Source organism: Desulfosediminicola ganghwensis, assembly GCF_005116675.2.
GTDB lineage: Bacteria > Desulfobacterota > Desulfobulbia > Desulfobulbales > Desulfocapsaceae > Desulfopila > Desulfopila ganghwensis.
The window spans coordinates 4,630,519-4,657,207 of sequence record NZ_CP050699.1 but is presented as its reverse complement, the minus strand read 5'-3'; the positions used below and the strand labels follow the sequence as shown (position 1 = coordinate 4,657,207).

The 26,689-nt window shown below is 49.3% G+C and carries 27 protein-coding genes; 4 read left to right on the top strand and 23 right to left on the bottom strand.

Translation table 11 applies throughout. The features are described from left to right. Positions 1-175: 175 nt before the first annotated feature. The 6 genes from FCL45_RS20015 to FCL45_RS19990 all read right to left on the bottom strand — a co-directional run bounded on the left by FCL45_RS20015 (position 176) and on the right by FCL45_RS19990 (position 7,234). Positions 176-601 (bottom strand): DUF2231 domain-containing protein, encoded by a 426-nt coding sequence (locus FCL45_RS20015; protein WP_136797962.1) that lies wholly within the window; start codon positions 599-601, stop codon positions 176-178. 89 nt (positions 602-690) lie between these two features. Further along, positions 691-1,017, bottom strand: a complete 327-nt coding sequence (locus tag FCL45_RS20010) for a c-type cytochrome (protein WP_136797963.1) — start codon at positions 1,015-1,017, stop codon at positions 691-693. 197 nt (positions 1,018-1,214) lie between these two features. Further along, positions 1,215-1,541 carry a hypothetical protein gene (locus FCL45_RS20005; protein ID WP_136797964.1) on the bottom strand — a complete coding sequence of 109 codons (327 nt, stop codon included), beginning with the start codon at positions 1,539-1,541 and terminating at the stop codon, positions 1,215-1,217. 186 nt (positions 1,542-1,727) lie between these two features. Further along, the gene (locus FCL45_RS20000; RefSeq protein ID WP_136797965.1) at positions 1,728-2,945 is read right to left on the bottom strand and encodes a glycosyltransferase family 4 protein; all 1,218 of its coding nucleotides are present in this window, start codon (positions 2,943-2,945) and stop codon (positions 1,728-1,730) included. A 1-nt stretch (position 2,946) separates the two neighbouring features. Continuing rightward, positions 2,947-4,212, bottom strand: coding sequence for a D-alanyl-D-alanine carboxypeptidase/D-alanyl-D-alanine-endopeptidase (locus tag FCL45_RS19995; RefSeq protein WP_136797966.1), 1,266 nt, complete (start codon positions 4,210-4,212; stop codon positions 2,947-2,949). 472 nt (positions 4,213-4,684) lie between these two features. After that, a complete protein-coding gene (locus FCL45_RS19990) occupies positions 4,685-7,234 on the bottom strand; it encodes a TIGR03960 family B12-binding radical SAM protein (RefSeq protein ID WP_136797967.1) in 2,550 nt (849 codons plus the stop codon). Between the two features lie 191 nt (positions 7,235-7,425). On the opposite strand from FCL45_RS19990, the gene FCL45_RS19985 reads away from it, so the two are divergent. Beyond that, positions 7,426-8,424 carry an AMIN domain-containing protein gene (locus tag FCL45_RS19985; RefSeq protein ID WP_136797968.1) on the top strand — a complete coding sequence of 333 codons (999 nt, stop codon included), beginning with the start codon at positions 7,426-7,428 and terminating at the stop codon, positions 8,422-8,424. 79 nt (positions 8,425-8,503) lie between these two features. Here the strand turns inward: FCL45_RS19985 and FCL45_RS19980 are convergent, their stop codons facing one another. From FCL45_RS19980 to FCL45_RS19915, 14 genes are all read right to left on the bottom strand, one after another. Then, the gene (locus FCL45_RS19980) at positions 8,504-9,313 is read right to left on the bottom strand and encodes a hypothetical protein (protein WP_136797969.1); all 810 of its coding nucleotides are present in this window, start codon (positions 9,311-9,313) and stop codon (positions 8,504-8,506) included. Between the two features lie 72 nt (positions 9,314-9,385). Beyond that, on the bottom strand, positions 9,386-11,092 hold the full coding sequence (locus tag FCL45_RS19975) for a tetratricopeptide repeat protein (RefSeq protein ID WP_136797970.1): 1,707 nt from the start codon (positions 11,090-11,092) through the stop codon (positions 9,386-9,388). Positions 11,093-11,143: 51 nt separating this feature from the next. Beyond that, positions 11,144-11,749: a dTMP kinase gene (gene tmk, locus FCL45_RS19970; RefSeq protein WP_136797971.1), complete on the bottom strand. Its 606-nt coding sequence runs from the start codon at positions 11,747-11,749 to the stop codon at positions 11,144-11,146. Further along, positions 11,746-12,753 (bottom strand): 4-hydroxythreonine-4-phosphate dehydrogenase PdxA, encoded by a 1,008-nt coding sequence (pdxA, locus tag FCL45_RS19965; protein WP_228721377.1) that lies wholly within the window; start codon positions 12,751-12,753, stop codon positions 11,746-11,748. The genes tmk and pdxA overlap by 4 nt, the downstream gene beginning before the upstream one ends. 90 nt (positions 12,754-12,843) lie before the next feature. Continuing rightward, positions 12,844-13,236: a YraN family protein gene (locus FCL45_RS19960; RefSeq protein ID WP_136797972.1), complete on the bottom strand. Its 393-nt coding sequence runs from the start codon at positions 13,234-13,236 to the stop codon at positions 12,844-12,846. Continuing rightward, positions 13,233-13,880 carry a ribonuclease HII gene (locus FCL45_RS19955; protein WP_136797973.1) on the bottom strand — a complete coding sequence of 216 codons (648 nt, stop codon included), beginning with the start codon at positions 13,878-13,880 and terminating at the stop codon, positions 13,233-13,235. The genes FCL45_RS19960 and FCL45_RS19955 overlap by 4 nt, the downstream gene beginning before the upstream one ends. 105 nt (positions 13,881-13,985) lie before the next feature. Beyond that, positions 13,986-14,339 (bottom strand): 50S ribosomal protein L19, encoded by a 354-nt coding sequence (rplS, locus tag FCL45_RS19950; RefSeq protein WP_136797974.1) that lies wholly within the window; start codon positions 14,337-14,339, stop codon positions 13,986-13,988. Between the two features lie 64 nt (positions 14,340-14,403). Beyond that, positions 14,404-14,958 carry an RNA methyltransferase gene (locus tag FCL45_RS19945; protein ID WP_136797975.1) on the bottom strand — a complete coding sequence of 185 codons (555 nt, stop codon included), beginning with the start codon at positions 14,956-14,958 and terminating at the stop codon, positions 14,404-14,406. Beyond that, positions 14,955-15,737, bottom strand: coding sequence for a tRNA (guanosine(37)-N1)-methyltransferase TrmD (trmD, locus tag FCL45_RS19940; RefSeq protein WP_136797976.1), 783 nt, complete (start codon positions 15,735-15,737; stop codon positions 14,955-14,957). The genes FCL45_RS19945 and trmD overlap by 4 nt, the downstream gene beginning before the upstream one ends. Beyond that, positions 15,734-16,303: a ribosome maturation factor RimM gene (gene rimM / locus FCL45_RS19935; protein WP_136797977.1), complete on the bottom strand. Its 570-nt coding sequence runs from the start codon at positions 16,301-16,303 to the stop codon at positions 15,734-15,736. The genes trmD and rimM overlap by 4 nt, the downstream gene beginning before the upstream one ends. A 15-nt stretch (positions 16,304-16,318) precedes the next feature. Continuing rightward, a complete protein-coding gene (locus FCL45_RS19930; RefSeq protein ID WP_136797978.1) occupies positions 16,319-16,549 on the bottom strand; it encodes a KH domain-containing protein in 231 nt (76 codons plus the stop codon). 5 nt (positions 16,550-16,554) lie between these two features. Continuing rightward, the gene (gene rpsP / locus FCL45_RS19925; protein ID WP_136797979.1) at positions 16,555-16,800 is read right to left on the bottom strand and encodes a 30S ribosomal protein S16; all 246 of its coding nucleotides are present in this window, start codon (positions 16,798-16,800) and stop codon (positions 16,555-16,557) included. Positions 16,801-16,883: 83 nt separating this feature from the next. Beyond that, positions 16,884-18,239 (bottom strand): signal recognition particle protein, encoded by a 1,356-nt coding sequence (gene ffh / locus FCL45_RS19920; protein ID WP_136797980.1) that lies wholly within the window; start codon positions 18,237-18,239, stop codon positions 16,884-16,886. 410 nt (positions 18,240-18,649) lie between these two features. Next, the gene (locus FCL45_RS19915; protein WP_136797981.1) at positions 18,650-18,940 is read right to left on the bottom strand and encodes a hypothetical protein; all 291 of its coding nucleotides are present in this window, start codon (positions 18,938-18,940) and stop codon (positions 18,650-18,652) included. Between the two features lie 347 nt (positions 18,941-19,287). On the opposite strand from FCL45_RS19915, the gene FCL45_RS19910 reads away from it, so the two are divergent. After that, positions 19,288-20,103 (top strand): CbbQ/NirQ/NorQ/GpvN family protein, encoded by an 816-nt coding sequence (locus FCL45_RS19910; RefSeq protein ID WP_136797982.1) that lies wholly within the window; start codon positions 19,288-19,290, stop codon positions 20,101-20,103. A gap of 24 nt (positions 20,104-20,127) precedes the next feature. Continuing rightward, positions 20,128-22,404 (top strand): nitric oxide reductase activation protein NorD, encoded by a 2,277-nt coding sequence (locus FCL45_RS19905; RefSeq protein WP_136797983.1) that lies wholly within the window; start codon positions 20,128-20,130, stop codon positions 22,402-22,404. On the opposite strand, the gene FCL45_RS19900 is transcribed toward FCL45_RS19905, so the two are convergent. The 3 genes from FCL45_RS19900 to rnd all read right to left on the bottom strand — a co-directional run bounded on the left by FCL45_RS19900 (position 22,391) and on the right by rnd (position 25,427). Further along, complete coding sequence (locus FCL45_RS19900) at positions 22,391-23,596, bottom strand: (Fe-S)-binding protein (RefSeq protein WP_136797984.1); 1,206 nt, start codon at positions 23,594-23,596, stop codon at positions 22,391-22,393. The two genes, FCL45_RS19905 and FCL45_RS19900, sit on opposite strands and share 14 nt — an antisense overlap. Before the next feature lie 27 nt (positions 23,597-23,623). Further along, on the bottom strand, positions 23,624-24,130 hold the full coding sequence (locus FCL45_RS19895; RefSeq protein WP_136797985.1) for a MamS/MamX family magnetosome protein: 507 nt from the start codon (positions 24,128-24,130) through the stop codon (positions 23,624-23,626). Between the two features lie 181 nt (positions 24,131-24,311). Then, positions 24,312-25,427 (bottom strand): ribonuclease D, encoded by a 1,116-nt coding sequence (gene rnd / locus FCL45_RS19890; RefSeq protein ID WP_136797986.1) that lies wholly within the window; start codon positions 25,425-25,427, stop codon positions 24,312-24,314. 206 nt (positions 25,428-25,633) lie between these two features. Here rnd and FCL45_RS19885 point away from each other — a divergent pair, with 206 nt between their 5' ends. Next, complete coding sequence (locus tag FCL45_RS19885) at positions 25,634-26,686, top strand: microcin C ABC transporter permease YejB (RefSeq protein ID WP_136797987.1); 1,053 nt, start codon at positions 25,634-25,636, stop codon at positions 26,684-26,686. The last annotated feature ends 3 nt before the right edge of the window (positions 26,687-26,689 follow it).

Genomic DNA, 26,689 nt, shown 5'->3' with positions numbered 1-26,689 from the left:
ACACTGTGTCAATTTGGTTGCGACTGAGAATATTTCGAGTATTCAAACGGAATATTGATGAGCAATTGGGAATTGCAGCACGTGCCTGTTGCGAAAAAAAGCGCCAGCCAAATACCTCTTTTCGGGTATTCAGTGGCGCTTTGTATTTATCCGCGATTGTATTTAGCCGGAGATTCTATCCGTAGACCAGTTCTCCCCCCAAAAAGCCAAGCCCCCCGGCACAGGCCATACAGAGCAGATAGATGACCAACATCCGGGTGGAGCTGGCTCCCTTGAGCTTTGCCATAACCGCAGTTACCAATAGCCCGGTAAGCAGCAAGGCCAGAATAATTTTAATGATAATAATTGGTTCTTTCCAGCTGCCTAGTTGATATCCTGCCCAGTCCAGAGCACCGGTTATAAGTGTCGGCACCATGAAAATCAGGGCCAGCACTACGCAATGAAAGGCAGTTTTATCAAGCTGTTGATTTTTAAATACAAAACCGGTCAATGAAAAGATCACTGCTCCGATAACCAACCCCATTGGCAGGTGCACTACGATGGGGTGGAGTGGGTGACTAAAACCCATTGTTTCCAGAAATTGATAGAGTCCTGCTATCATGGGAGCCTCCTTGGAGTGAGAGGTAAGGTTTTATTGTAAGAGTCGCCTTGAACGTGTACGGCGGCGGGCAATAGTTTCTTTGGTCCGGATCAGCCCCGGTCCAAATTTTTCAGCCAGGTATAAATATCTGCAGCATCCTTCTTGGAAACTTTCTCTTCTGAAAATGGCGGCATGCTGGCTGTATTGGGTTTTCGAAGTATTCTGAGAAATGATCCAAAACCCATTCTAAGCCCGGCTATCTGAGCAGCCTTACCGTCATCGCCGTTTTCACCGTGACACGCGTGGCAATTGTACATCCTATACCATCTCGCCCCATTTTCGGCATTTCCGCCAGGACCGCTGCAGCCTGTTAGCATCATAAGGGCAACAAGCAGAAATACTCCACTCAAAGTCGGTAAATAGCTATATCGATCCATTTTGCGCTCCGCACCGGGTAATCGGTCGTTAAAATGCCGGAGTGAATTAGCTGCTGGTTATCTGAATTGTAGCAAAAACGATGTCGAATTATCGGACTATCCTGCAAAAAGCGTATTGAAACAGGCGGAAAAAGGCAAGATGAAATTTGGTTAACTTCTCGAAACCAGATGGTTTCACCGTGCGCGAATTGAGCTTTTCAGATGATATGTTGCCCGGGAATATCACTGCGGTCTTTCATACAAATGTAGCCTTGGTCAACGAGGTATGAATGATGCTGAAGGGTTATGGAGTTGATATAAATGTCGGCGCCAGCCTTGGAGAGGGTAGAAAGAGGGATGTATTTGTTGTTCAGCTGCAATGGGTCGTTGGGATCACTTTCGCAGGAGAGTATTTTGACGGCAGGGGTAAGATGGTAGGAGGCATTGAGTTCCTCTATTGATACCCAGACACCGTCAAGTTTTGTTCTGCCTTGGCTGACGAGCTTTTCAAGGTCTTCCTGGCAGACAAACTGAAATTTACTCATCTCTTATTATTGTCATGTAAAAAATTGAAATTACACTGATTATATCTGCATAAAGGTAAAAAGCAAGAAAATAGCTTTGCTATCCCCGCATGCTGCATCATGAGTTGGAATATTGTGTTATTACAAGATACTAACCCACATTAATCCTACATGGATAGTGTTTTGATGAGAATATGAAAAAGTGTTTTATAACAACAGGCTGTAAGCTTGGTGGGTCCTCTCATAAACAGCTTTCCAGCTGAAGTGATCAATTTTTGAGGCCAGGGGGTGGAGCTGTACTTCCGGTTCTTTTCTCGTTTGGGTTATCGATTCTGTGAGAGCTCTGGCAAGATCAGCGACAAAGTCTGATTCTTTTTCGGGCGAAACGCAGTCATGTCCTGCGTCGGTGGGAAGTGGTACCAGAGTTATATGATCTGACTCGAGAATAGAAGCTATATAATTTGTTCCCGGCAAATCTGTGGCGATAACACGACAACCTGAGACGATTGCTTCAAGCATGATCAGGGGGAGTCCTTCAAAAAAAGATGGCAGCACCATTATGTGTGCCTTTCTCATCAATGCTGCAAGTTGGGACTGGGACAGTTGTCCGTGCAGTGTAACCTTGTCGCCCAGTTGTTCGGCAAGTTTGACACATTCCTCAAAATCAGTACCGCTGCCGCTGCCGATGAGATCGAGATGAATGTTGTCCTGCTCAAGGGAGGAAAGCGCTTTGAGGAGCCAGGGAACGCCTTTGGCTTTACTGAGCTTTCCGGCATAAAGAAGACGAACAGCAGACAGGGCTGGTTTATTTTCCTGAAAAAACAGGTTTTTATTAAATCCACCTCCGGCAACGGAGATTTTTTTTGTATCGAACCGATACTCCCGCTGGATTTCTTCTCTTTGGGCCGGACTCAAGGCAAGGATATGATCAATGTTTCTGCAGCCACTCATCACTCTTGGGCGCAGATGCGGACAGTTGCGCAGCTGCCTGAGGTCTGTTCCGTGGCAGGTGGTGACAAGTGGGATGTGTGGAAACATTCTGGCCGCCAGCGAGGTGACAAGCCAGAGATGGTGGCTGTGGATTATATCCGGGGCGAAACGATCAATTACCTGGCAAAGTGCGTTACCAAAAGCCTGCTCATAGTGTCTGATCTCATCACTGTTCAAATCTCGGAAACGTCTACTGGCGTAAGGCATTACGTCGCTCATCCCGACGATATTGAACGGGAGGGCACTGGAGTTAAACTCGACATAGGTGCACTGGCTGGAGGGGAGAAGGTCAATCTCCGGCATCTGCTCACTTTGTATTCCGGCCAGCAGGTGATTGTCGTGGCCCTCATCAACCGCAGCACGCAACATCTCCTGCACATAAATTCCGCTGCCTGTGGAATCGGGTCGTTGGCTGATCAGGTGGAGAATGCGCATGCTATTTCACGTAAATTGTCTTGTGCTGCTGGGTTTGGATCAGCTTTAAATCAATTTTCCGAACCAGCGATCTCAACAACTGGTCTCTGGTATTCCTGGTCTGGTTCAGTAAAAGGGCAAACAGGACCGGGCCGTGCTGGCTTTCGATATAGCCTGCGTAGCAGTAGATGGAGTCCATGGTGCCGGACTTTACCTGAGCATCAAATTTGATGGGCAAGAGATCGCGATAGGGTTCAAATGCCTCAAGGACTTTGAGTAAGGCCGAAGGGGTTGCAAGCGTTTGCCGCGATAATCCCGATCCTTCCATGATGCGGATTTGTTCCCGGGGAATCTGTAATTCACCGGAGGCCGTATTTTCGAGGAGATTTCGAGTTTTTTCCCAGCTGGCCGGGTAACCGTAGCTTTTGGCTGAGGCCACAAGGATGAGTTGGTTTGCTATGAAGTTATTGGAAAAACGTAAGCAGGATTGAACAACTTCTCGGACCGTCTGCGATGAATACTGGGTGTGGATTAACCTGGCAGTCGACGGAACTGTACCGGTCCTGAGTTGCAGGGTTGATTCGACTCCTTCTTTTTTGAAGAGTTCATGGAGCAGTTCGCCGCTGTAACGAAGATGGCTGGGGAGATTGCCTTGAAGATCAAACGCTGCCGGGTTGACCCGGTGCAGACCGGATGGAAGTTGACGGCCAATTTCCCGTGCCATATGGGTCATTGGTGTTTGCGGTTCACCGGAAGTTACCTGACCGTTTGCATGCTTGCGAATGGCTATGGAGTTAAAGTTGACTGCCAGTGCTCCGTTTGCGACATCATATGATCTGCTGGAATTTTCAGAGCCGGGTGTGGTAACCGATTCCAGCTGGAACGCACTGTCATCGAGAACATATTCGGAGATCTTGGTAAGCCCATGCTGTTTCATGGTTCTGACCGCATCAAGCAGCACCTCAGAGGTCAATACCGGATCCCCACCACCCTTGACGTACAGCACATTGTTTTTGTCTACATAGAACCTGGTTCGAAAGCGATAATCTTCACCGAGAGTTTTCAGGACGGTGTAACCGGTGAGCAATTTAATAGTCGACGCCGGAATAAAGAGTTCCTCCTCATGCAGGCTTTCGATTATCTGCCCATCTTTCTTAATGATATAACCGCCGTTTTGGATGCGGTCCTGAAGAAGGAGGTGAGAAGCGCTCAGGCAGCTGGAAGAGAGCAGCAGTTGAAAAAACAGGGCCAGGATGGCAACAGGGAACAACGAATGTTTTGACAGCATAAGGTACGGCAATGTTTGCTTCCTGTTCACTGTTTTTGAGGGCAAACAGGAAGCGGCAATAGATGAATCAGATCCTCGGGAGATAGGCCGGCGATTTGGCAATTTGCTCCTCCGGGTAAGCGTAATTGTCTCGTTCTCCCTAAAAGAATCTATAGTATGAGGCCATATCAATCAAGTCGTCTCCTGAAAAATAGAAAAGATTGGTTTGGGGTTCACTGTTTTTCTGTGGATCAAAAGGGAGTTGCAGCCTGTCGGAAATATCTGAAATTGCCTTGTACCACTTCACTATATTGGCACTTTCTCGCCTGAAAGTATACTTTATTTCTCCATCTGTAATCCAGTCAGGCAATGAGGATGAGTCAGCTTTAATGGCCGTAATGAATCAATTACAAAAAATTAAAGCTGACTCTTGCCTATGAATGGGCGCTGAGAAGCCACTCTACCCAGAGTACTTCAATAGCGGCAATTTCAGTTACTCTTCGTCGAGTCCCTGCCAACTGTTCTTGGTAATGGCAAGTTCGAGAGTGGTCTCCTGGTCAAGGCCGAGGATATGTTGCAAGGCGTCAGCCGGTTTAATTCCGGGTGAACCAGCCTTACTGATCACCTGCATGGTGAGCAGATTATCAGTTTCTGTCACCAGGCTGGTGATCAGTGGCCTGATATTGAACTGTCGCTTCTTGCCTTTGCGCTCACGGGAGATAACCAGTTCATCTGATGCCAGAAAAGATTCCAGCAAAGCGACTTGTGATTCGGACAGCGGTTTCGGGAACTCAATCGAATAATTTACCTCGACTACCTGAGGCAGCTTGCCGGAGTGCAGAGTTATGGAATTTACCTCAAGCCCCGGGGGGAGCTTACTGCTGAGAAGAGCAGCGGCATCCTGGGGTGAAGCGAGTGGCTTGGGCAGATCCATCAGGAAATACTCCGCGTTACTCTGCGTACCAACAGGCAGGGCTGGGCCGAATGAAATTTTGGGTGATGGGTTGTAGCCTTTGGAGAAGTTGGTTTCGATCTCGGCACGTCTCAGTCCTCTGAAGATAAGCTGCAAAAGTTCCAGGTGACCGAGAAAGCAGATATTGCCGATGCGGCTGTAGTGCACGATGTACTTGAAATGCTGTTCATCGTGGGCAGCGTTGTTGCGCTTGTCCTGATGCTCGCCGGGTATAAAAGTTCCATCTGTCTTTTGGCTGCCAGGCTCAACCTCGCTGTGAACGATAGGCTGGACCAGGTCGAAATCGCACAGGCCACACTGCTGACAACCGTGGTAACGGCAGTCCGGAGTGTATATTTCCTCCCGGGCGTTGTTCCACTCATCCTTTAAGAACTGCAGATCAATACCGGTCTGCAGATGGCTCCAGGGCAGAACTTCATCGAACTCACGCTCACGGAGGTAGAAATCAAGATCGAGTCCGATCTCGTCTGCGGCTTTACGCCAGCGTTCGAGATTGAAGTGGTCCGACCAGCCATCAAGCCGTGCCCCTGCCTGCCAGGCAGCGTGGATGAGGGCCGAAAGGCGTCTATCACCGCGGGAGAAAATCCCCTCGAGAAAGCTCTGTTCAGGGCTGTGCCATTTCATTTTGCAGCCTTTACGGGGCAGATTCTGTCTCAGGTAAGTTATGCGGTCACGGCTCTCCTCGATGGTGAGCTGTCTGTTCCACTGAAAAGGAGTGTGTGGTTTAGGCACAAAGGTACCGATGCTGACGTTGATCTGCTTTCGACCTTTAGCCACTTTGCTGATTTCGTATCCGGATTTTTTAACCAGCTCAATAATAGCGTCGATATCTTCCTGACTTTCAGTGGGCAGACCGATCATGAAGTAAAACTTCATAACTTTCCACCCCAAACCAAAAGCCATACGGGAGGCTTCGAGCAAATCTTCTTCGGTGATGCCCTTGTTGATGACCCTGCGAAGACGTTCACTGCCGGCTTCCGGAGCAAGGGTGAAGCCGGTTTTACGGACTCTCTTGATCTGGTCCATGATTTCGGGAGTCAGGGTGCCGACTCGCATGGAAGGCATGGCCACCGAGACATACTCATCAGCGAACCTGTCCATCAGTTTCGGCAGGACCTCACCCAGGCAGGAGTAGTCACCGGTAGAGAGCGAGAGCAGGGCCATCTCTTCAAAACCTGAGTTGGCGATGCCTTTTTCCGCCAAAGCCATGATTTGCTCTGGTGTTCGTTCCCGCACCGGCCGATAAGTGACGCCAGCCTGACAAAAGCGGCAACCACGGGTGCAACCGCGGGCAATTTCAACACCGAGCCTGTCATGAACAATTTTGGCATTGGGCACGATGGGATGCAGAAGATGATCGACAGCGCCAAGATCAGAGAGCACACGTCGGTTGACTTCATTCTGCCCTGTATGGGCGACTATTTGACGGACCTTGCCGTTTTCATCGTATTCAGGGCTGAAAAACGAGGGTACATAGACGCCCTCGATTTTGGCGAGTTGTGCAAGCACATCTATTTTGGACAGACCGTCTGCCTTGGCACTCTGGATAAGCAGGCCAATTTCGGTGATAGCTTCTTCACCATCTCCGAGTAGTACTGCATCGAAGTAATCGGCTACAGGTTCCGGGTTCATGGCACAGGCACCACCGCCCAGTACAATGGGATAGGTTTCCTGACGATCCTTGGCGTAAATAGGAATACCGGCAAGATCCAGAACTGTCAGAATATTTGTGTAGCAAAGCTCATATGGCAGAGTTATAGCCAGCAGGTCAAAATTCCCGAGTGGGGTGCCGGACTCAAGCGAGGTAAGAGGCAAGTTACGATTTCTCAGGAGTTTCTCGACATCCTTATCCGGGCTGTAGCAGCGCTCTGCCAGGAATTTGTCCTGAGCATTGAAGATATGGTAAAGAATCTGGAGCCCTTGATGAGACATACCTATCTCATAAAGGTCAGGGAAGACGACCGCACAGCGGACCTCAGCCTGCTGCCACTCTTTCTGAACGGCGTTATATTCACTTCCCAGGTAACGTCCTGGTTTGAGTACCTGGGCAAAATAGTTGCTTTCTGTCATGTGTTGTCTCGTGCTGTTATTCTCGTGTGATTTGGAGGTAACCAGCCTGACTGGGGCTGTGTCGTTTCCGTGCCATTCATTTACTGAAATTTGATTGACTTTTCAAGCGGTGATGCGGTATTCAAAAAGCACAGAAAAATTCTCAACTTAAAGAAATTATTATATCATTTCGATACAGAAGGTTATCTCCCATGAGTTTTCAAACTCGCTTTGTATCCGGTCGCCTGTTTTTACCGCTTCTAACAATTGTTCTGTTTGTGCTGCCATTCACCTGTTCTGCCAAACCTGGCAAAGTTATGATTAACGCAATTTCCCATAACCTCGAGAGTGGGAACGGCGAGGTTGTAGAATTTTGGTTACGCGGCGATACTACGCCAAAAGTTTTTATGATTCCAGGTGAAAAGCCTCGCCTGGTAATTGATTTTTTTAACACCGGTTATGGAGGTCCAACCCAGATAGAGCCGACCGACCCGAACCTTGTGCAAAGAATTCGCGTCGGCTTTCATAACATTCCCGAGCCGAAGACACGTGTGGTTATCGACCTGTTGCCGAACCGGCAAATTGATTGGCAAAATAGATCCATCCATCACAATAATACCCTGCGGTTCACCTTCAAGTCGAAAGATGTGAAAGCTGCTACCGAAACGGTGCTGATTGCTGATTCTCCACCCGCCGCGCCAGCTAAGGTGCCGGTGTTTAATGCCTTACCCTCTAAAGTAAAAACTGGGGTTGCTAAAAAAGCTGGTGTTACTGCTCAGGCCAAAGAGCCGGCAGGGGCTGTGCAAAAAACTGCAGCAAAAAGTGGTTTGCAGCAGGCAGACAAGAAAAAGAAATCAAAAAAGAAATCCATATTGCAGGATGTAGCTTTTGACGATCTCCAGGTACGAAATGGTGAGATGGTTCTTTTCAAGCTTAATAAATTCTCCCCGCCGGTCATTTCGGCACAGGAGAAAGGCCGGCCGCGGGTAATTTGTGATTTTGAGAACACAATAATCGCCAAAAGTATCGCCTCGCGCATTGAGGCTAAAGGTAAGTTTGTAGATACCATCGACGTAACAAGCCAGGAACAGGATATGGCGAGAGTAGTCCTCAATCTTCATCCAGGCAAGGACTATGATCTGCAGCAGGTATTTTTTAAGGAGGATAAACTTTTCGTCCTTATTGTCAGTGATCTGACATCGAGTGAGTGAAAAAACAAACATTCAAAGCGCAGTTCATCATGAGTGGCAAGCTTTCCTTCCTCGCAGATAATGTTGAACCGCGTCGTTCTCAGTACTGTGCTCTCGTCAAGTGCTGATAGTTGTAGCCCGCTGGTCGTTTGATGAAAAAATCCTGATTTTCACAGCTCTCCATTTCCATCAGGTTGGAGAGTTGAACCTCAAGCTCGGCGCCATAGGCAAGTCGGGTCACCTTAATGCTTTGTGGCTGGCGCAGTGGCGGGGTGCTTCTATTGGAATAGTCGATGCGAGCTATGATCTTTCCTTTCTCATCGGTAATGGTCCTGGCCACCAGCATCTTTTGCTCAGGATCTATCAGCAGGAACTCACCTCTGCCGGTCTGGCTGTTTACACCGGATTGAGCCCCATACCTCACCCAGATCCCCTGTTCGGAGTTGTCAGCACGCATTTCAATTATATCCCTGGTGATTACAGGGATTCTGGCACTGATCCAGTCACCCCAGGGCCCTGAAAAGTTTTCAAGCGGTATCTCGTAGATACTGGCGAATTCATTGATGTCGCCGTCCAGGTAGGTTCGGCTAAGAACGTTAACATATTGAAAATTTTCCTGGTTACCGACAAATGCTAGAACCGGCTGGCCAAAAGGGTTGGAAGTGACGAATTTGATCGTATCGGGTGCCATTATCTGGGTGTAGCCGCTGGCGGCTGTGTTTTTCATCCAGCTGGTCAAAAATACTTTTACATCGGCATCAAAGCATCTGGGTCTATCCTGCTGTGCCGCAACTATTTCATCCATAACATCCAGCATGGCCTGGCGGCCGTCATCCGAAAGGGTGTCATGCCAGGGCTTCGGCGCACAACCGGAGAGAACAACAAGCAGCAGCACTAAAATAACCGGCATGAATCGGCTGGGGCAGGTGGGCGCAGAGCGGAAGTTAACAAGCATTTGACGTTTTGGATTGAGGTAAAGGAATTATTGGGAGCTGAGTTCGTTCAGCTTTTTCTGTAGCATAGCTCTATCGCCATCATTGTCAAACATTTCCAGACCCTTGCTATATGCTTTCTTCGCCTTGTCGGGCTGGTTGAGGGCGCGATAGACGTCACCTAAATGATCGTAGATATTCGGATCAGCTGGTTCAAGCTGGATGGCAGTCTGGAGTTCCTGAAGGGCCCGATGGTACTCACCTCGCCGGAAGTGAACCCAGCCAAGGCTGTCCCTGATAAAGCCGTTGTCGGGCTTGAGTTGAACTGCACGTAAAATGTATTCAAGAGCCTCATCCAGATTTATATTCTGGTCGGCCCAGGTGTAGCCAATATAGTTCAAAGCTTCCGGGTGATCAGGGCTCAATTCAAGCACTCGCTGCATAACGGCAACCGCTTTGCTCTGCAGGCCGCTTCTCTCAAGGAGCAGGGCATGTTCAAAGTGAAGTTGCTCACTATCCGGAAAGATTGCAGTACCGGCGGTAATGCTGGCCATAGCTTCTTCGATTCTCTCCTGCTCTTGATAAATCGAGGAGAGCAGGGCGTAAAACAGCGGGTGCTGGGCGGCAGGGTTGCCCGTAGAAGCATGGAGAAGATCGACTGCCTTGCCCTGCATGCCCAGATCACGATAAATACGGACCTGGAGATACACTGCATCGGGGTATTGATCTGTCCCCGGCGTTACTCCCTGTAGATAGCGAAGGGCCTCCTGTTGGTGTTTATCCTGATAATAAACAAGGCCCAGCAGGTAATTGGCTTCAGAGCTCAGTTCCCCCCGACGCAACAACTCAAGCAACCCAACAGCCTCTTCAACCTGATCGAGCCTGAGAAGGATCTTGGCGATGGCCATGTCAAGCCGTTCAGTGCCAACAGCTTCCTCGCGATATGTGCGCAATTCGGAGAGCGCCTCACTATCTTTTTGCATGCTGAGCAGGGTTTGAATCTTTCCGAGAATTGCCCGCTCATCGTTGTTGTCATTGGCTATTATAGTGTCGTATAGCCTGAGGACATCACCATAAAGTTCCTGGGATTCGTAAAAATCGATTAGCTCGTAGCTGAGTTCCGGGGACCAGCTTAATTGCAGCGCTTTTTCGTAGACTTTTGCTGCAGCCTCATACTTGTTTTCCAGGTGCAGGAGCCGTGCGAGATATATCTGGGCGAATTGCAATTCGGGATTTTTCTTGACGAGGTCTTGAAAAATATCCTCAGCTTGATGGTAGTCATCCTGCTGGACGAGCAGAATTCCCAGTCTCAACTGGACACCTTCATTCTCGGGGTCCTGTTTCAGGACGCTACGGTAAATCCTGATCGCCTCCTGGCGCTGATTCAACTGAATCCTGATGTGTGCCAGAAGCAGATGCTGGGAAATGTCGCCCGGGTCTCGCGCGATTACCAGCTCAAGGGTCTCGGCGGCTTTGTCCATCATGCCAAGGCGGTAGTACAGGACCGGGATCTTTTTTTCTATATGAATAGCCTGGGGATCACAGATGAGCGCCTTCTGATAGGCCTCGAAAGCTTCATCGAATCTGGAAGCATATTCGGCGTGACTCCCCCAAAGAAAGTAGAAATATGCGCAGGAGCGATCGGCACGCAACTCCTCCGCGTTACCACTGGTCGGTGCAGCTCGCGTACCTGTGGCACATCCGGTAAGGACCGGAAGCAGAAAACATATTGTGAGGAGGCGCAGGTATCTTTTCATATCCTCTCTGCCTGGGATTCAGGTCATCTAAGTGCGTACTGCATAATCTTTTCAGAATAGTACTGGTTTTACGGCTTCAACAACGGATCTGTGTACCTCTTCAATGGGCTTCTCGGCATTAATGCGTCGTATAAAAGGCAGATCGAGTTCGCTGAAAATCCGACTGACTCTGGTCAGGGATTCTTCCTGCTCAAAATCGTTTAATTGTTCTCCCCGACCGTTGGTTATCCGCTCAAGGCTGGTATCGACAGAGACTTCGAAGATCAGGGCTATATCAGGTTCCGGGGCAAACTGATTCAGCTTGATGATCTCCATCGGGTCAAAACCGTTGGCTCCCTGATAGGCGGCTGTGGAGAGGTAATATCGGTCGCAGAGAACTATCTCACCTTTTTCGAGAGCCGGCATAACCAGTTGCTCTATATGTTCTCTGCGGTCAGCAATAAAGAGCTGTAACTCCTCTTCGCGGCTGACTGAGGTTCTTTGAACGTACAGTTCACGTATTTTTTGTCCGTATTGCCCTGTAGTCGGCTCACGGGTTACCTGGACCTTATGACCCAGGTTGGTGAGATAATCAGCCAGCAGCGGAATCTGGGTTGTCTTGCCGGTTCCGTCAATGCCTTCAAATACTATAAGTCGACCTGGAAGTTCGTGTTTCATGTAATTTTCTGGGATTGATAGTGCTGTTTACGGTTATTACTGATGTCTCCTGCCATTTGTATCGCTGCAGCGAGGCTGGTTGCTGCCGCAACTCCCTTGCCGGCAATGTCGTAGGCGGTGCCATGGTCGACCGAGGTGCGAACAATGGGCAGTCCAAGCGTCACGTTGACTCCGTCTTCAAAATGCAGAAGTTTGAATGGAATCAAACCCTGATCGTGATACATGCAGACGACTCCGTCAAACTGACCCGAGGCCGCCTTGAAAAAGACAGTATCAGGAGGAAAAGGGCCATCGACATCGATGCCGTCTCTACGAGCTCTCTCTATTGCGGGAATGATTACTCTCTCTTCCTCATTTCCAAACAGACCTTCTTCACTGCTGTGCGGATTCAGCCCGGCTACTGCGATTCGAGGTCTATTCAGTCCGAAGTCGATCCCAAGCCCTCTATGGGTGATGTGGATGAGCCTGTAAATTCCTTCTTCGGATAACAATTCCGGTACAGATGCAAGAGAACAGTGGATGGTGGCCAGGGTAACCTTTAAGGTTTTGCCGGCCATCATCATGGTGTATTCATCGGCGCCGGTCATATCGACGAGCATCTCGGTGTGACCGGGATACTTGAACCCGGCCGCATGCAGAGCACTCTTGGAGATCGGGCAGGTGGTGATGCCGTCAAGCACTCCGCTCAAGGTGAGTTCAACAGCCTTTTCAATATAACCCGCCATCGCCCGGGCAGTGGTCAGCGTCGGGTTTCCCCAGCTATGCTCTTCCTCCGGTATATCCGAGAGGTTGAATACGGGGATACCATTGGTGGCAGGTTGATCCCCGGGTTGCCAGGAGACTATCTTTACATTCAGTCCAAGGTCAGCTGCACATTTATTGAGAATTGCCTTATCGCCAAGTACTACAGGTCTGATGCCTGCAGGTACTTTATGTTCTGTAAAATAACGCAACAGGATTTCGGGGCCGATTCCGGCCGGGCACCCCATGGTTATACCAATCATCGTCATAATTTCAGTGTAACGTCTAAAAGGAATTAGTCAAAGTATCAGTTGTGTGAAAAATAGTCTGATTATCAGATGGCTCATCAATTTTCAGCCGAGCTCGAAGGCGCTCGTGATGATCTCAATCTGTGGTTCGCCAGTGGCAGAAACCAGGATTGACACAACATCGAAGCGGGCTTCTGTATCAAACAGATTTTCACGGGCCAGGTACTCAAGTGCTGCTTTGGCTATCTGCCGTTGTTTACGTGGAGTGACGGCTGCGGCAGGGGAGCCGAATGATTCGGATCTACGGGTTTTTACCTCTATAAAAACCAGTACTCCCTTGTGGCGGGCGATTATATCCACCTCTCCGGATCGGCAGCGAAAATTACGAAGAATAATTGAGTAGCCACTCTTTTTCAGGTGCTGGCAGGCAATCTTTTCGCCTTCGTCACCCAGGGATGTCCCCGAGAAAAAGGATAAAAGTTTGCCGGTCTGCCTCACTTTTTAACCCCTTTAAATGACCTGCGGTGTATAGGGCAGGGGCCGTGTTCGGCAATAGCCTCCCGGTGGGCCTTGGTCGGATAACCTTTATGTTTGTGAAATTGGTATACCGGGTACTTTTTATGGAAGTCATCCATTATCCGGTCCCGGGTAATTTTGGCGATAATAGAGGCGGCGGCGATAGAGGCGCTTTTGCTTTCACCTTTTATCAACGCTTGCTGGGAGACGGGGTGCGGAATTTCGAATTTGCCGTCCACCAGGAGGTAATCCGGGGCCGTGCCTTTGGTGGCAAGTTCTTCAACCGCGATTTTCATCGCCAGCAGTGAAGCCTGCAGGATGTTTATCTGGTCGATCTTTTTTTCATCCACGATGCCTACGCCGATTACTGCATTGAGCTCGTGAAGCAGCGCAAAGAGTTCAGTACGGCGCTTATGACTGATCTTTTTGGAATCGAGAAAAATGGCTGGATTACAATCTTGAGGCAAGATGACACTTGCGGCAACCACAGGGCCTGCCAGCGGGCCACGGCCAACTTCGTCGCAACCTGCGACTGCCATAAGCCCTTGGCTATAAAGAATTTTCTCTATAGAAAAGTTTGCTGCTCCGCTTGTATCGGGCAAAGTATCGAAAAGGGAACGGTCCATTGGAAATGGAAGGAGGGTAGTAATTTTGAATAGTGCTCAAACACAAAATCCCGGACTGCTGCAAAGCAGCGGCCCGGGTAATAATCGCTCTTACTGAAAAGAGGATTAGCGTGTAATGCCGCGTTCGCGGATACGAGCAGCTTTACCGCGAAGGTTACGCAGGTAGTAGAGGCGGGAACGACGAACGCGACCGCGGGTGACTACCTCTATTTTCTCGATACGAGGGTTGTGCATGGAGAAGGTCTTCTCAACACCGACACCGTGGGAAATTTTACGAACAGTGTAGGTAGCGCCCATAGTTGCGCGCTTTCGCTTGATAACCACGCCCTGAAAAATCTGGACACGCTCTTTGGTACCCTCAATAATACGGATATGTACTTTTACGGAGTCACCTGGGCGAAAATCCGGATGATCCTGGCGCATCTGCTCTGCATTGATTCTTTCGATGATTGTGCTCATAACGTCTTGTATAGGTTGAAGTATAGGAATGAATTCCCTTTCAAATGTCTCTGTTTTCTATCCCTTAAGTGCCGAGCAATCGATCAAGTATGATGGCAACTGCCGAGCGAACCGAAAGGTGATTGTATTCCGTGCCACCCTGAATTGGCGGTAACACGGCATCAGCTGCTTCCATTACTTCCTGGCTGAGTCCATGGGCGGTGCCGAAAATTAGAAGCACCGGACTGCCGGAAGTTATTCTCTCACGAAGTGCATCATAGCTCACGGTGTTGTGATGAACTCTGGCGCTGGTCGTGATAATGAGCGGGCGCTCTGAATACCTTTTGGTCAACTCTTCTATCGCCTCATCCAATGTTGGGGCGAGTTGCACTATTGATAACGCCTGCTTTCTGGCCGGGTTATATTCTGCTCCATAGCCGGATTGCCAGTGACCGACTATTTCCTGCACGAGCTGCTGCTGATCCTCGTATGGGGTGGTAACATAATAGTTATCCACGCCAAAAGTTTTCGCAGCCCTTGCTATATCATGCAGATCAAGATTTGTCACGGCTGAGCCGATAACATCTCCATTTTTATTAACCACCGGGTGGTGAACGAGGGCTATATTTACTGCTGTCATGATGCGGTTCGCTCACTGCCGGCAAGATCTGCCTGTATCTGTTTTACTCTATCATACAGCTTATATTGCTGTAGAGTTCTCTTCTCGCTCTTACTGAAGAGTTCGCCTTTGAGCATTTCAGGGCGTCGCTCCAGTGTTCGCTTGACTGAGTCGATAAATCGTAATTTTTCAATTTCCTCATGGTTGCCGGAGAGTAACTCTGCAGGCACTTCCATGTCGTTCCAAACCCGGGGACGGGTATATTGCGGATGCTTCAGCAGGTTTCTGCTGAAAGTATCTTTGTCCGCCGAATCCGAACAGCCCAGCACACCGGGCAACAGCCTGGTGACTGCGTCGACGATAACCATGGCGGCAAGTTCTCCTCCTGTGAGGATAAAGTCGCCAATGGATATTTCCTCATCCACATACGCTGCACGAAAGCGCTCATCGACACCTTCGTAACGGCCGCATACCAGGATGAGGTGTTCTTCCCGGGACAGCCTTTCCGCAGTGGCCTGGTTAAAGGCTTTTCCCTGCGGGCTCATGAGGATGACTTTCCCGTTGCCGTGTGCCGCTTTGGCTGACTCGACTGCAGCAGCCAGAGGCTCCGGTTTCATCACCATACCTTCACCGCCCCCGAAAGGCCGATCATCAGTCATGGAATGTTTGTCCAGGGCAAAATCTCGAATATTTCTGGTATGAATCTCGATTTTGTTGTCCTGCCGGGCCCTGCGGATAATTCCCTCTTCAAAAGGAGAATTCAGTAACTCGGGAAAAATCGTCAGTATGTCAAAAATCATTTGGGATGACCGGCCCCTTCATCTTCACCACTATTGATTTCAAGCAATCCTTGTGGCGGGTCAATAATCAGTTGCTCATCGTCATGGCTGATAACAACACCATCACTCAGCGGAACGAGATGCTCCTGATCACCATCCTGTATTACCATGACATCCTGAGCACCATTGGAGAACACATGCATCAGTGTTCCGACCGCTTCTCCTGCTACTGTGGAGACTGCGAGGCCGATAAGCTGGTGCCAGTAAAATTCGTCTTCTGCCAGTTCCGGTAGATCTTCCCTGGCAAGAAGTACGCCCATACCGACAAGTTGCTCAGCATGGGATCTGTCACGAACACGGTCAAACAGGACTATCGCCTTTCCCTTTTGCGCCCTGAAGCGCTTGATGGACAATTGGGGTGAAATTTTGCCACCCTTGTCTACCAGGAAAAGCGTGTGATACGTGTTGAGGTTTTCCGGTTGGCCTGAGAACGAGTGAATACAAACCTCACCCTTTAGCCCCTGTGCTTTAATCACAGTGCCGATAAGTAAGAACCTATCTTCAGGGAATGAGAAATGATGCTGCATAGTTCCTGAAGTCGGTTACTCGACTATCTCAAGCCTTGACCGTTTGTTTTCTTTAGCGGCTGCGGCAGCAAGAATTGAGCGCATAGCTCTGGCGGTCCTTCCCTGCTTGCCGATAACCTTGCCCAGATCTTCCGGACCAACTGTCAACTCGACTGTGATGCTGTCATCATCTTCGCTCACAGTAACTCGGACTTCATCCGGTTGATCTACCAGCGATCTGGCGATAAAGGCAATAAGCTCTTCCATACCGCTTATTCGGTGGCCGCTGCTTTCTTGATCAGGCTTTCAACTGTGGTTGTCGGCATAGCGCCTCTACCCATCCAATCCTGAAGTTTGTCGTTGTTGATAACGATTGAAGCAGGATCCTGAAGTGGGTCGTAGGTGCCAACGATATCCAGGAATTTACCGTCACGCGGACTCTCGCTGTCGGCAACAACAATACGATAGAAAGGTTTTTTCTTTCTGCCAAGTCTGGTTAAACGAATACGAACTGCCATTCCGGGTTAATCCTCCGATGTGGTTATATGGGTCTGTTTCGACCCTGCGTAAACCGGATATATACTGTTTATCCGGTATAAAATTATCTTCTACGAAGACCTTTTGGTAACTTTCTGCGTTTCTGGCCGGTAATAGCTCCCGGCTTTCCACTCATTTTCTTCATCATTTTCAGCATTGTTGAATAACTTTTCAAGACACGATTTACATCTGCCACGCTGGTTCCGGAGCCAGCTGCAATTCTCTGGCGACGGCTGGAGTTGATGATCTTGTGATTTTTCCGCTCTTTACGGGTCATGGAGCGAATAATCGCTTCGGTCTTGCCAAGTTCACGCTCGTCTGGTTTGGGAGCGTCTTTCATCTGCTTAAGCTTGTTGATGCCCGGTACCATGCCGAGAATCTGGTCAAGAGAGCCCATTTTCTTGATCTGCTGGATCTGGTCGAGAAAATCTTCAAGGGTAAACTGGCTCTTTTTCAGCTTTTGTGCGAGCTTGTCGGCCTGTTTTTTATCGACTACCGCTTCGGCCTTCTCAATGAGGGTAAGAACATCGCCCATGCCGAGAATTCTGGAAGCGACACGATCAGGGTGGAAGACCTCAAGCGCATCGAGTGCCTCACCGACGCCGACGAACTTAATCGGCTTGCCGGTAACATTCTTGATGGAGAGAGCGGCACCACCACGGGCGTCACCTTCCATCTTGGTGAGAACAACACCGGAAATTTCCAGGGTCTCATTAAACTTATCAGCGACAGTAACCGCGTCCTGACCGGTCATGGAGTCGGCAACAAACAGAATCTCTGAAGGCTGTACAGCTTTCTCGATCTCCTGCAGTTCACCCATGAGGTTCTCATCGATATGCAGGCGGCCTGCGGTATCAATGATCAGTGTATCATATCCTTCCTTATTCGCAGCATCGACCGCTTCACGGGCGATGTCCACCGGATTCATCGCGGTGGTGGAAGGATGTACCGGAACGTCGAGGCGATCTCCAAGTACTTGCAGCTGCTCGATTGCTGCCGGGCGGTAAATATCAGCAGGAACCAGATAAGGTTTTCTGCCTTTGCCCTTAAGCATCCGGGCCAACTTACCAGAGGTAGTGGTCTTACCGGAACCCTGCAGACCAGCCATCATGATGATTACTGGTTGACGGCCATCAAGTCTGATCTGTTCTGCTTCGCCGCCAAGAAGAGCAACCAACTCTTCATGGACGATCTTGATAACCTGCTGACCTGGAGAGAGACTCTTGGATACTTCACGGCCAATCGCTTGTTCCGTTACCTTGGCAACGAATTCCTTGGCGACCTTGAAGTTGACATCAGCATCGAGCAGGGCAATACGCACTTCACGCATTGCCTCCTTGATATTTTCTTCAGTCAGTATGCCGTGGCCACGGAGTTTCTTGAAAACTCCTTCCAGCCGGTCTGTCAGGTTTTCAAACATAGTCAGCCGTTATTGTATAAACTTTATCACAATTAAACCCCGTAGGTAGTCTGGCTCAGAGCCAGCGAAAAACGAGGTGATCGTAACCGTATAAATTCATTAAAACCGATAGTCCGGGTTGGCATGGTAGTAGTTGGTTCCTGCTTGTTGCGGGAACAGCGCAGCCCGGTCAGCCCAAAAGAGAGCAAGATACTTTGTATAGAAAGGTATGTCAAGCAGGGAACAAAATAGCCAGAAAAAAGTGATAATACAGCTTTGCTCTAAGCTAAAAATCTCCAGGTAGCGCGCTACTTGTTCAGGGGTAGGCTTTTTAAAAAATGACTACCTGCAGAAACGGAGTATGACCGGTAACCCATCACCATGTTCCATATTAATAATGGTGATGGAAGATACTGGATATTTTTTGCTGCTCAGGCGATACGAGTTCTGAAGCCGTGCAGGGGCAGGTAGACGAGAATCGCAGGCCAGCAGAGAAGTACTGTTACTGTCCAGAGCAGTTTAGCGTTTTTAGAAAGAGCCGGCCTGAAAAAAATATCCCGAAAGACAAAGAACATCATAATCACATTTATCATCAGGCCAACGGTGGTAACCGGAATGAGGATGCTGAGCTGCCTCATGTCTGGGAGAGTCAACAGCAACCAGATAAAGATTGCACCGAAGAGGATAGCGAAAATGGAATAGGCTTTTTCAAATGTGTTCATAATCCGTAATATTCGAAAAATTGCAAATCAGCGCTGGAAAGTCTGGATCGAATTTCTCACCCTGGTTCGTTATCTGATTCGTCCAGCCGACCCGTATAATCAAGGGACGAGCACAATGCTCATAAGAAAATCGAGCGCACCCAGCCGGATAATCTCAAATTGCGAAATCGAACATAGCGTATTTGCAGAGGCTGGTCAACAAAGGCTTGTCGCTACCCCAGGCGATTCGATCAGCTCCCTAAAGCACCGAAGGTTGCGAGTTCTTTATGAATGCATATAATGTGAACTGGGTATAATTATTGGAAAGTCTGATTTTGCCTGCAAATGATCTAGCAAGAGAATGAGAAATGGAAAAGGCGACCGAGTCGAGGATAGAAGAGCACTTTCTGACAGAGCAGCCGTTTTACCTGCAGCAGGGCAATGAGTTACAGCTTGCCCTGGCGGCCTATGAAAACAGGTTGCCCTTACTCATCAAAGGACCAACTGGATGTGGAAAAACCCGCTTTATGCAATTTCTCGCCTGGAAATTGCAGCGACCTCTGATCACAGTGTCCTGCCATGACGATCTGTCAACCTCGGATCTGGTGGGCAGGTATATAATTCGCGGCGGCGAAGCGGTGTGGGTCGATGGTCCACTGGCGCTTGCGGTGAAGGCAGGTGCAATCTGCTACCTGGATGAGGTGGTTGAGGCCAGAAAAGATACCACTGTGGTGATTCATCCCCTGGCAGACGATAGGCGGGAGTTGCCTGTGGAAAAACTCGGCAGGCTCTTTACGGCCAGCCCCGAGTTTATGCTGGCTGTGTCGTATAACCCCGGCTACCAGAGTGTTTTGAAAGATCTTAAGCCATCCACCCGCCAACGATTTGTTTCACTCTCTTTTGACCATCCTGAGCCTGAATTGGAGTGCCGCATTGTAGCGAGTGAGAGCGGCGTAGGCCAGAACGTCGCAGCTCAACTGGTGAAACTCGCCGGCATGACCAGGAGTCTTAAAGATTTCGGTCTGCCGGAAGGGGCATCAAGCAGGCTGCTGATACAGGCCGGCAAGCTGCACGTAAGCGGCATCTCCATCATTGAGTCGTGCAGGGCAGGTATCACCAGGAGTCTCACTGATGACCCGGATATGCTTGCCGCTATGGATGAAATGCTGGAGTCACTCTTTTAGCCGCAGTTTTTATCGCATCTGATAATGTATCTTCAACAATTAAAAGACCAATTTTACAGGGAAGTTTCTCCATCCCAGCCTCAGGAATGGGAGGTTGAAGAGGCGCTTGAACCAATGCTGGAGCTTGATGCTTTTCAGCAGCAGGCACTGTTGTCCCATGTTCATGCGGTCTGGCCGGTGAGTCAGAGTCTCTGTGTCTCGTATATCCAGTACGGTGTTCAGCATATTGACAGGCTGGGAACAAATCTCTCAGAATGGGTGAGGCAATGCCTCGGTCGATATGAAGAGGATGGACTCAGGGGTTCAAGGCTCTTCATGTCGGAGATAGAGGAAAATTTTTATGCCAGACTGACAGGTCTGGATGGTGCATATTTTGAGCAGATAAGGGGGCGGCTGCAACATTTTATCCGCGGAGTATCCGGGGTTGACTTTCAGCTTGAACCCCTACCGGTCGGCGGTAGGGCCTGGACTGATGGAGAAACCATATATTTACCGAGAAAAATCAGTTACTTTCCTGAACAAAGCGATAATAACCGGTTTTATAACTTTCTGGTTTGTTGCCAATGGGGATATGTACGACTGGGGGTGCTGGGGAGTGAGCTGGGAAAGAGCTATTGTAACTCCACCAGCGTGACAGCCGATCAGCTGGAAAATCTCCTTGACGATTATGATCAACCGGAAGTAGCCGGGAATATCTATCAATTCCTGGAATTCACACGGGTTCTTGCAATGCTGGCAAGAGATCTGCCTGGTCTGTGCCGATTGGTTCGTCCCTTGCTGCAGTACCTTGTACACTCTTCTCAATATCACTCTGCCCTGGTAGCCAGGGGCATTTATTACAGTAGACTATTGGCGTTGGTCAGCGACAGGACTGATGTGGTTGTAGGTGGTGGCACTGCGGGTTACCCTGGGAGCCACCAGGAGACTATCGAGCAACTCCCTGCGTATTATGAAAAAATACAGGAAGAGGTGAGAGCAGGTAGTGTTGATGATTGGCAGATGTTTGCCGATTTTACAGGGGTGCTCAAGTTCGATAAGGTTCAGGATTACGTTCTGCGCAGACGCTCAGAGCAGAAGCAGGTATTTGTAGATCAGTTAGCGGCTGTTATCAGAAAACATCTGTTGGAGAAAGAGCAGAATTCGGCAGAGAGTGATATGGCCGGCGGCTCCAGCACCGATGCTGCTGATAGTGGCCGATTGGCAGTGAGCGTGGCTCAATCGACGGATGATAACAACACCGGTCAGGTTCTCAGTATCAACAATGAGTCGATGGAGCTTTCAGCGGAAATTCTCGAAATTATGGCCAGCATCTCAAATGATATCGGCCATGTTCCGGAAGGTTATGTTCAGGCAGCTGCGGGGATTGCCGGAAGGGCGGTTTTTACTCGGGGAGGCGAACAGCTCGGGGAGTCGCTGACCGATAACACAGGCACTGTCCACCTGTATGATGAGTGGGATTTTCGCAGGCAGGGGTATCGGAAAAACTGGTGTTCTCTTGTCGAAAAAGAGATTCAGCCGGTTACGTCGAAGTTTATCCGGAACACAAAGGAGCGATACCGCGGCTTGATGCTGCAGCTGCGAAGACAGTTCGAGATGCTTCGGGCTGAGCATAGATTCGTTCGGCGAAGGCGTTACGGCGATGATATCGATTTTGACGCATTGGTGGAGGCGAGAGGAGACCAGCGAGCCGGGATTGCCCCATCGGAGCGCCTTTTTATTCGACTGTTACGCGACGACAGGGATATTGCGGTAATGTTTCTGGTGGATATGTCCAACTCCACTGAGGGCTGGGTGGGCAATGCCATAAAAGAATCGCTGGTGCTGCTCAGTGATGTGCTGGAGGTTGTTGGTGACAGGTATGCTATCTATGGATTTTCCGGAATGCGTCGTTCTCGTTGTGAGCTGTTTCGTATCAAAGAGATGGATGAGACATATGGTGCAGATGTCGAGCAGAGGATATGTGGAGTTTCGCCTCGGGAATATACCCGGATGGCACCGGCGATACGGCATCTGACAAATCTTCTCGCAGATACGGATGCCAGGGTTCGTCTGCTGATAACACTTACAGACGGCAAGCCGGAAGATTATGATGGTTATCGTGGTGAGTACGCCATTGAAGATACCCGCCAGGCCCTTAACGAGGCCAGGGGGAAGGGAGTGCACACTTTCTCGATTACAGTTGATCGTACCGCACATTCTTATCTGAGTCATATGTGTGGCAGACATAACTCCATCTTTGTCGAGAAGGTAGAGCAGTTGCCGGCCAGACTGCCTGAAATCTATCGGCTCATGACGAGCTGATGCCAGCTGCCTTTCGACTTAGGCGATACAGTCTAAACTTGAGCAGTAATCTGTTCAGGTAGGTTAGAGGTGGGTGTGCAGGCAGACGCCTGGGCAGGCCTGGCCGAAGGCCTGGGAAAAGTAGATCGGTGAGATGAAGAACCTGCCCTTTGCCGGCTAATCGTACTGTACATCCTGCGCAGTAGGTTATCATCGGCAGATCCCTGGTTTCATCGTGCCTGCGTTTACTCCAGCCTGCAGCGAAGTCCGTTCCCACACAACCGACAGCTCCACCCTCTCCGCAGCAGTAGGTTCTCTCACGGTTATGTTCCATTTCTTTTATAGCACCGCCAGCTCTCTTGCTCAGCTTTCGAACTGCCTGGTGAACTTCCTGATGAAATCGAGTAGTGCAGGGATCATGTATTGTAAAAGCCCTCTTGGCTGTGCATGCTGGCCTGAAAGAGTTTTGCTGGCAGAGTTTCTCCAGTTCATCATATATAGTCGTGATGTCAAGAGGTGCACCGTATTGCCGGAAAGTCAGGTGGCAGTTGGGGCAGCCGGTAATAACCCTCTGAACCCCGTTGGCAGTCAGTTTTTGTATCAGTTGCCCGAACCCCTTCTCGAAAAATTGCTGCCTGCCGAGATCGTGGGATGGTTTCAGGCAGCAGTCTACAATGATGCCGACCGTCGGGTTGTTCTGAAGAAGGAGTTCATAAAGTCTTAGGGTGTGATCAGGCCGTATTCCCGGCAGGGCGCAACCGGGAAAGAAGACAGTGTCGCAGTTTTCAGGAATGTAGTGAAAGCGAAAAAACGTACTGCTGCCAAGTCTTTCGTAGCTCAACAGACGCCGGTATTTACCGGCTTGGAAATGATCGTTTTCCACTGCCTGTCTGCGGAGCTGTAAAAACATCATGTCAGGTTCGAGATCGACAGGGCATACGGAAGTGCAAAGACCGCATAAACTGCACTGGTATGAAAGATGTGCCAAGGTTGCTGCGGTTGGCGAAGTGGTATCAGCTGATCCAGGGTGATGGCCAAGGATGGTGCGGGCCAGTTCGCCGGGAGTGCTCGTGCTTTTAAGAAAGACACATTCACGCTGACATTTCCGACAGTGCGTGCAATTCTCGGCTATAACCTGAAGGGCAGGAGCCAGTTTATTATCGCCTGGTTCCTGCCCTTTGTTGTGAGCTTCCGGGTTGTTCAGATCTGGCATGAAATTCTGGTATGCCGGGTGCAGAGCTTATTCTGATGCAAGTTCTTTGGCCAGTTGTTCCGGACTCATGGTCCAGAATGGAGTGCCGTCGCTGGTGAGTCGAACTTTGAAATCGAAATGGTCGCCCTGTTTTACTTTAGAAGCAAGAAATACATCTTCGCCATCGATTACAGCCCAGCTGCCACGGATTTTTGCTTTCATACGCCGCTTGATGCCGGTCTCTTTGATGTTTGCGTAGGCAACCGGACAGAGATGTACCAGGATGGGTTCTCCATCACCCTCATCCAGGTAAAGTGCAGTACCCGGAGCCATCCCTTTCAGTGGAGTAATCTCCTCGAATTTGATTACTTCGCCTTTAATTCTGTCAAGCTCTTTGGGGTTGTAGAGCTTGTTGTAGTCTGAGTCGGCTTCCCACCCTCTAAAGCCTTGCTCTTGAGCAAAGGCAGGCAGGGTAGTGGCAGAGAACACCAGTGAAAGTGTGATAAAGACAACCCAGGTAAACGATCTTGGCATTCTGTCGTGAATTGGTTTCATAATTATAACCTTTTACATTTTGTAGCATGGGGCGCAATTCATCAGCCCGGAATTGCTGAATCTGAGTGAAGGAATATTTTCACAGCAGAGCAGATCTGAAATTCTCAACAATCAAATATATAAGTCTTCACACCATATTTTGCCATATGCGCCTTTGGTGGGTGGATCAGAAATTGGATAATCAATGGTGCTGATGAAAAAAATCCTGAAGTAAACTTCTGCGCCAGCCTTCTGTTTGTCTGAGGTCCGGAAGCTGCTGGCTTCTGGAGCTGGTCAATACCTTGGCGAGGCTTTTAAGTTCACTGCTGTTGCCGACCAGGGCCGGGTCTATGCCAAGGAGTTCGCATTTGAGTTTAATGAGGCCGTGCAGTTTGTCCAGTGTCAGCTTGTCCTTTTGGGATAACCTGGTAACACGCTTCACGGTGGGATAATTTTCTTCGGGTGTATTGAGCACCTGCTGGGTCAACTCGATAATTGCAGTACCGTATTTTTTGAATGCCTTTGGTGAAATGCTGGTTTTTTGTTGCAGATTCTCGAGCTGCAAAGTCTTTTCGTTGGCGATGTTCAGCAGGATGTTGTCCTTGATGATATGGCCTCGAGGCTTGTCTTGCTTTTTTGCTTCACCCTCGCGCCAGATTACGAGCTCTTTTAATATAGCGAGCGATTCTCTCTTCAACGACCCGCAACCGCGAATTTTGCGAAAACGATCGCCGTTGCAGTTTTCCTGGTAATGCTTCGGGTTGTTCAGAATGTTCAATTCTTCCTGCAGCCAGGATTTAATCTGGGGGCCTATTACCCGATTAAGCAGAAGAACCCGAACCGCCCTCAGGTAGCGCACATCGTCCAGAGCGTAGAGTACCTGCTTTTCATCAAGTGGCCGTTTAAGCCAGTTTGTTCTGGTTTCTGTCTTCGGTAGTTCTATATCAAGCAGCTCTTTTATAAGCTTACACAGTGACATTGTAGAGGGCAGATTGGCAAAACCGGCAGCAATTTTAGTGTCGAATATATTCTGTGGTACAGCGCCGGTTACCCTGCTGAGAATCGCCAGGTCTTGTGGAGCATCGTGAAGAACCTTGACCACACTCCGGTCAGAGAGCAACTCTCCGAGTGGGCTGAGGTCTTCAATCGCGATGGGGTCGATAAGGATGCAGTCTTCGTCTGAGAGAGCCATCTGTATGAGGCCCAGTTGCGGATAGTAGGTACGTTCCCAGACGAACTCGGTGTCGAGCGCTACGGCATCAGTTTTACATGCCCTGGCTACAAGTTCGCTCAGGTCTGCGCTGGTTGTGATCATCATTTGGTATATTTTCCTGATAATAAGGTGAGTAGACACCTTTCTCTTTAGTCAATCCGCCCACAGGCGTCAAATCATTTTAAGCAGCACCATTCGAATGCTAAAGAGCAGAAAAAGATGAGCCTGATAACTTTGGGGTGGTAGATTGGTGTAATTTACGTATTATTACAGGAGATAACATCTTCTTTTCTTAAAATACACCGTCTTCGATGCTGATATATATCCTGAAACGAATATTACTGATGGTCCCGACCTTGATCGGAATCATGCTGATAACCTTCATTGTCACCCAGTTTGTCCCGGGAGGACCGGTCGAAAAACTGGTGGCTGAAGTTGAAGGCTATGGTGCCGGCGGAGGGGAAGTTGTCTCGGGTGGTTCACTGTATCGCGGTGATTCCGGGCTTGATACCGAGCAGCTGGAATCACTAAAAAAACTGTACGGTTTCGATAAACCACCGATGCAAAGATTTTTTACTATGATGGGCAACTATCTGGTTTTTGATTTCGGTGACTCCTACTACTACCGGACCAGTGTCGTTGAATTGGTTATCTCCAAACTGCCGGTGTCGATGTCCCTGGGCCTCTGGAGCTTTCTAATTGTATATGGGGTCTGCATTCCTCTTGGGATAAAAAAAGCTGTCAGCGACGGAAGCCGTTTCGATGTGGTCAGTTCTACCGTTATCCTGGTTGGTTATGCTATTCCTGGATTTGTACTTGGTATTGCGCTCATCGTTTTTTTTGGTGGTGGCAGCTTCTGGAACATATTCCCTTTGCGGGGCATTGTTTCCGATAACTGGTCTGACCTCAGCCTGGTTATGAAAGTGCTGGATTATCTGTGGCATATGGTGTTGCCGATCACCGCCAGCGCTGTGGGCAGTCTGGCAGTCATGACTATGCTTACCAAAAATTCGTTTCTGGAAGAAATTCGCAAACAGTATGTGCTCACTGCCAGAGCCAAGGGAATGAGCGAGGGGCAGGTTCTCTATAAGCACGTTTTCCGCAATGCCATTATTCCTATTATCACCGGTTTTCCCGGCTACTTCCTGGCATCATTTTTTACCGGAAGCCTCCTTATTGAAACAATTTTTTCGCTGGATGGTATGGGGCTGCTCGGCTATCAGTCCGTGCTTAACCGGGATTATCCTGTTGTTTTGGGTACGCTCTATTTCTTTACACTGCTGGGGCTTGTTTCGCGGCTGTTGTCTGATCTCAGCTATGTCTTTGTCGATCCGAGGATAAGTTTTGAGGATATCGATGAGTAGGCC

What these genes read in the sequence shown, in the direction of transcription:
- FCL45_RS20015 (WP_136797962.1), bottom strand. Translation starts at nt 601, where the DNA reads ATGATAGCAGGACTCTATCAATTTCTGGAAACAATGGGTTTTAGTCAC.
- FCL45_RS19945 (WP_136797975.1), bottom strand. Translation starts at nt 14,958, where the DNA reads ATGACAGCAGTAAATATAGCCCTCGTTCACCACCCGGTGGTTAATAAA.
- FCL45_RS19895 (WP_136797985.1), bottom strand. Translation starts at nt 24,130, where the DNA reads ATGAAACCAATTCACGACAGAATGCCAAGATCGTTTACCTGGGTTGTC.
- tmk (WP_136797971.1), bottom strand. Translation starts at nt 11,749, where the DNA reads ATGAAACACGAACTTCCAGGTCGACTTATAGTATTTGAAGGCATTGAC.
- FCL45_RS19885 (WP_136797987.1), top strand. Translation starts at nt 25,634, where the DNA reads ATGCTGATATATATCCTGAAACGAATATTACTGATGGTCCCGACCTTG.
- FCL45_RS19955 (WP_136797973.1), bottom strand. Translation starts at nt 13,880, where the DNA reads ATGGACCGTTCCCTTTTCGATACTTTGCCCGATACAAGCGGAGCAGCA.
- FCL45_RS19915 (WP_136797981.1), bottom strand. Translation starts at nt 18,940, where the DNA reads ATGAACACATTTGAAAAAGCCTATTCCATTTTCGCTATCCTCTTCGGT.
- FCL45_RS19990 (WP_136797967.1), bottom strand. Translation starts at nt 7,234, where the DNA reads ATGACAGAAAGCAACTATTTTGCCCAGGTACTCAAACCAGGACGTTAC.
- FCL45_RS19980 (WP_136797969.1), bottom strand. Translation starts at nt 9,313, where the DNA reads ATGCCGGTTATTTTAGTGCTGCTGCTTGTTGTTCTCTCCGGTTGTGCG.
- FCL45_RS19910 (WP_136797982.1), top strand. Translation starts at nt 19,288, where the DNA reads ATGGAAAAGGCGACCGAGTCGAGGATAGAAGAGCACTTTCTGACAGAG.
- FCL45_RS20005 (WP_136797964.1), bottom strand. Translation starts at nt 1,541, where the DNA reads ATGAGTAAATTTCAGTTTGTCTGCCAGGAAGACCTTGAAAAGCTCGTC.
- ffh (WP_136797980.1), bottom strand. Translation starts at nt 18,239, where the DNA reads ATGTTTGAAAACCTGACAGACCGGCTGGAAGGAGTTTTCAAGAAACTC.
- FCL45_RS19900 (WP_136797984.1), bottom strand. Translation starts at nt 23,596, where the DNA reads ATGCCAGATCTGAACAACCCGGAAGCTCACAACAAAGGGCAGGAACCA.
- FCL45_RS19975 (WP_136797970.1), bottom strand. Translation starts at nt 11,092, where the DNA reads ATGAAAAGATACCTGCGCCTCCTCACAATATGTTTTCTGCTTCCGGTC.
- rnd (WP_136797986.1), bottom strand. Translation starts at nt 25,427, where the DNA reads ATGATGATCACAACCAGCGCAGACCTGAGCGAACTTGTAGCCAGGGCA.
- rpsP (WP_136797979.1), bottom strand. Translation starts at nt 16,800, where the DNA reads ATGGCAGTTCGTATTCGTTTAACCAGACTTGGCAGAAAGAAAAAACCT.
- FCL45_RS19905 (WP_136797983.1), top strand. Translation starts at nt 20,128, where the DNA reads ATGTATCTTCAACAATTAAAAGACCAATTTTACAGGGAAGTTTCTCCA.
- FCL45_RS20010 (WP_136797963.1), bottom strand. Translation starts at nt 1,017, where the DNA reads ATGGATCGATATAGCTATTTACCGACTTTGAGTGGAGTATTTCTGCTT.
- pdxA (WP_228721377.1), bottom strand. Translation starts at nt 12,753, where the DNA reads ATGATTGGTATAACCATGGGGTGCCCGGCCGGAATCGGCCCCGAAATC.
- FCL45_RS20000 (WP_136797965.1), bottom strand. Translation starts at nt 2,945, where the DNA reads ATGCGCATTCTCCACCTGATCAGCCAACGACCCGATTCCACAGGCAGC.
- FCL45_RS19995 (WP_136797966.1), bottom strand. Translation starts at nt 4,212, where the DNA reads ATGCTGTCAAAACATTCGTTGTTCCCTGTTGCCATCCTGGCCCTGTTT.
- FCL45_RS19930 (WP_136797978.1), bottom strand. Translation starts at nt 16,549, where the DNA reads ATGGAAGAGCTTATTGCCTTTATCGCCAGATCGCTGGTAGATCAACCG.
- rimM (WP_136797977.1), bottom strand. Translation starts at nt 16,303, where the DNA reads ATGCAGCATCATTTCTCATTCCCTGAAGATAGGTTCTTACTTATCGGC.
- trmD (WP_136797976.1), bottom strand. Translation starts at nt 15,737, where the DNA reads ATGATTTTTGACATACTGACGATTTTTCCCGAGTTACTGAATTCTCCT.
- FCL45_RS19985 (WP_136797968.1), top strand. Translation starts at nt 7,426, where the DNA reads ATGAGTTTTCAAACTCGCTTTGTATCCGGTCGCCTGTTTTTACCGCTT.
- rplS (WP_136797974.1), bottom strand. Translation starts at nt 14,339, where the DNA reads ATGAGCACAATCATCGAAAGAATCAATGCAGAGCAGATGCGCCAGGAT.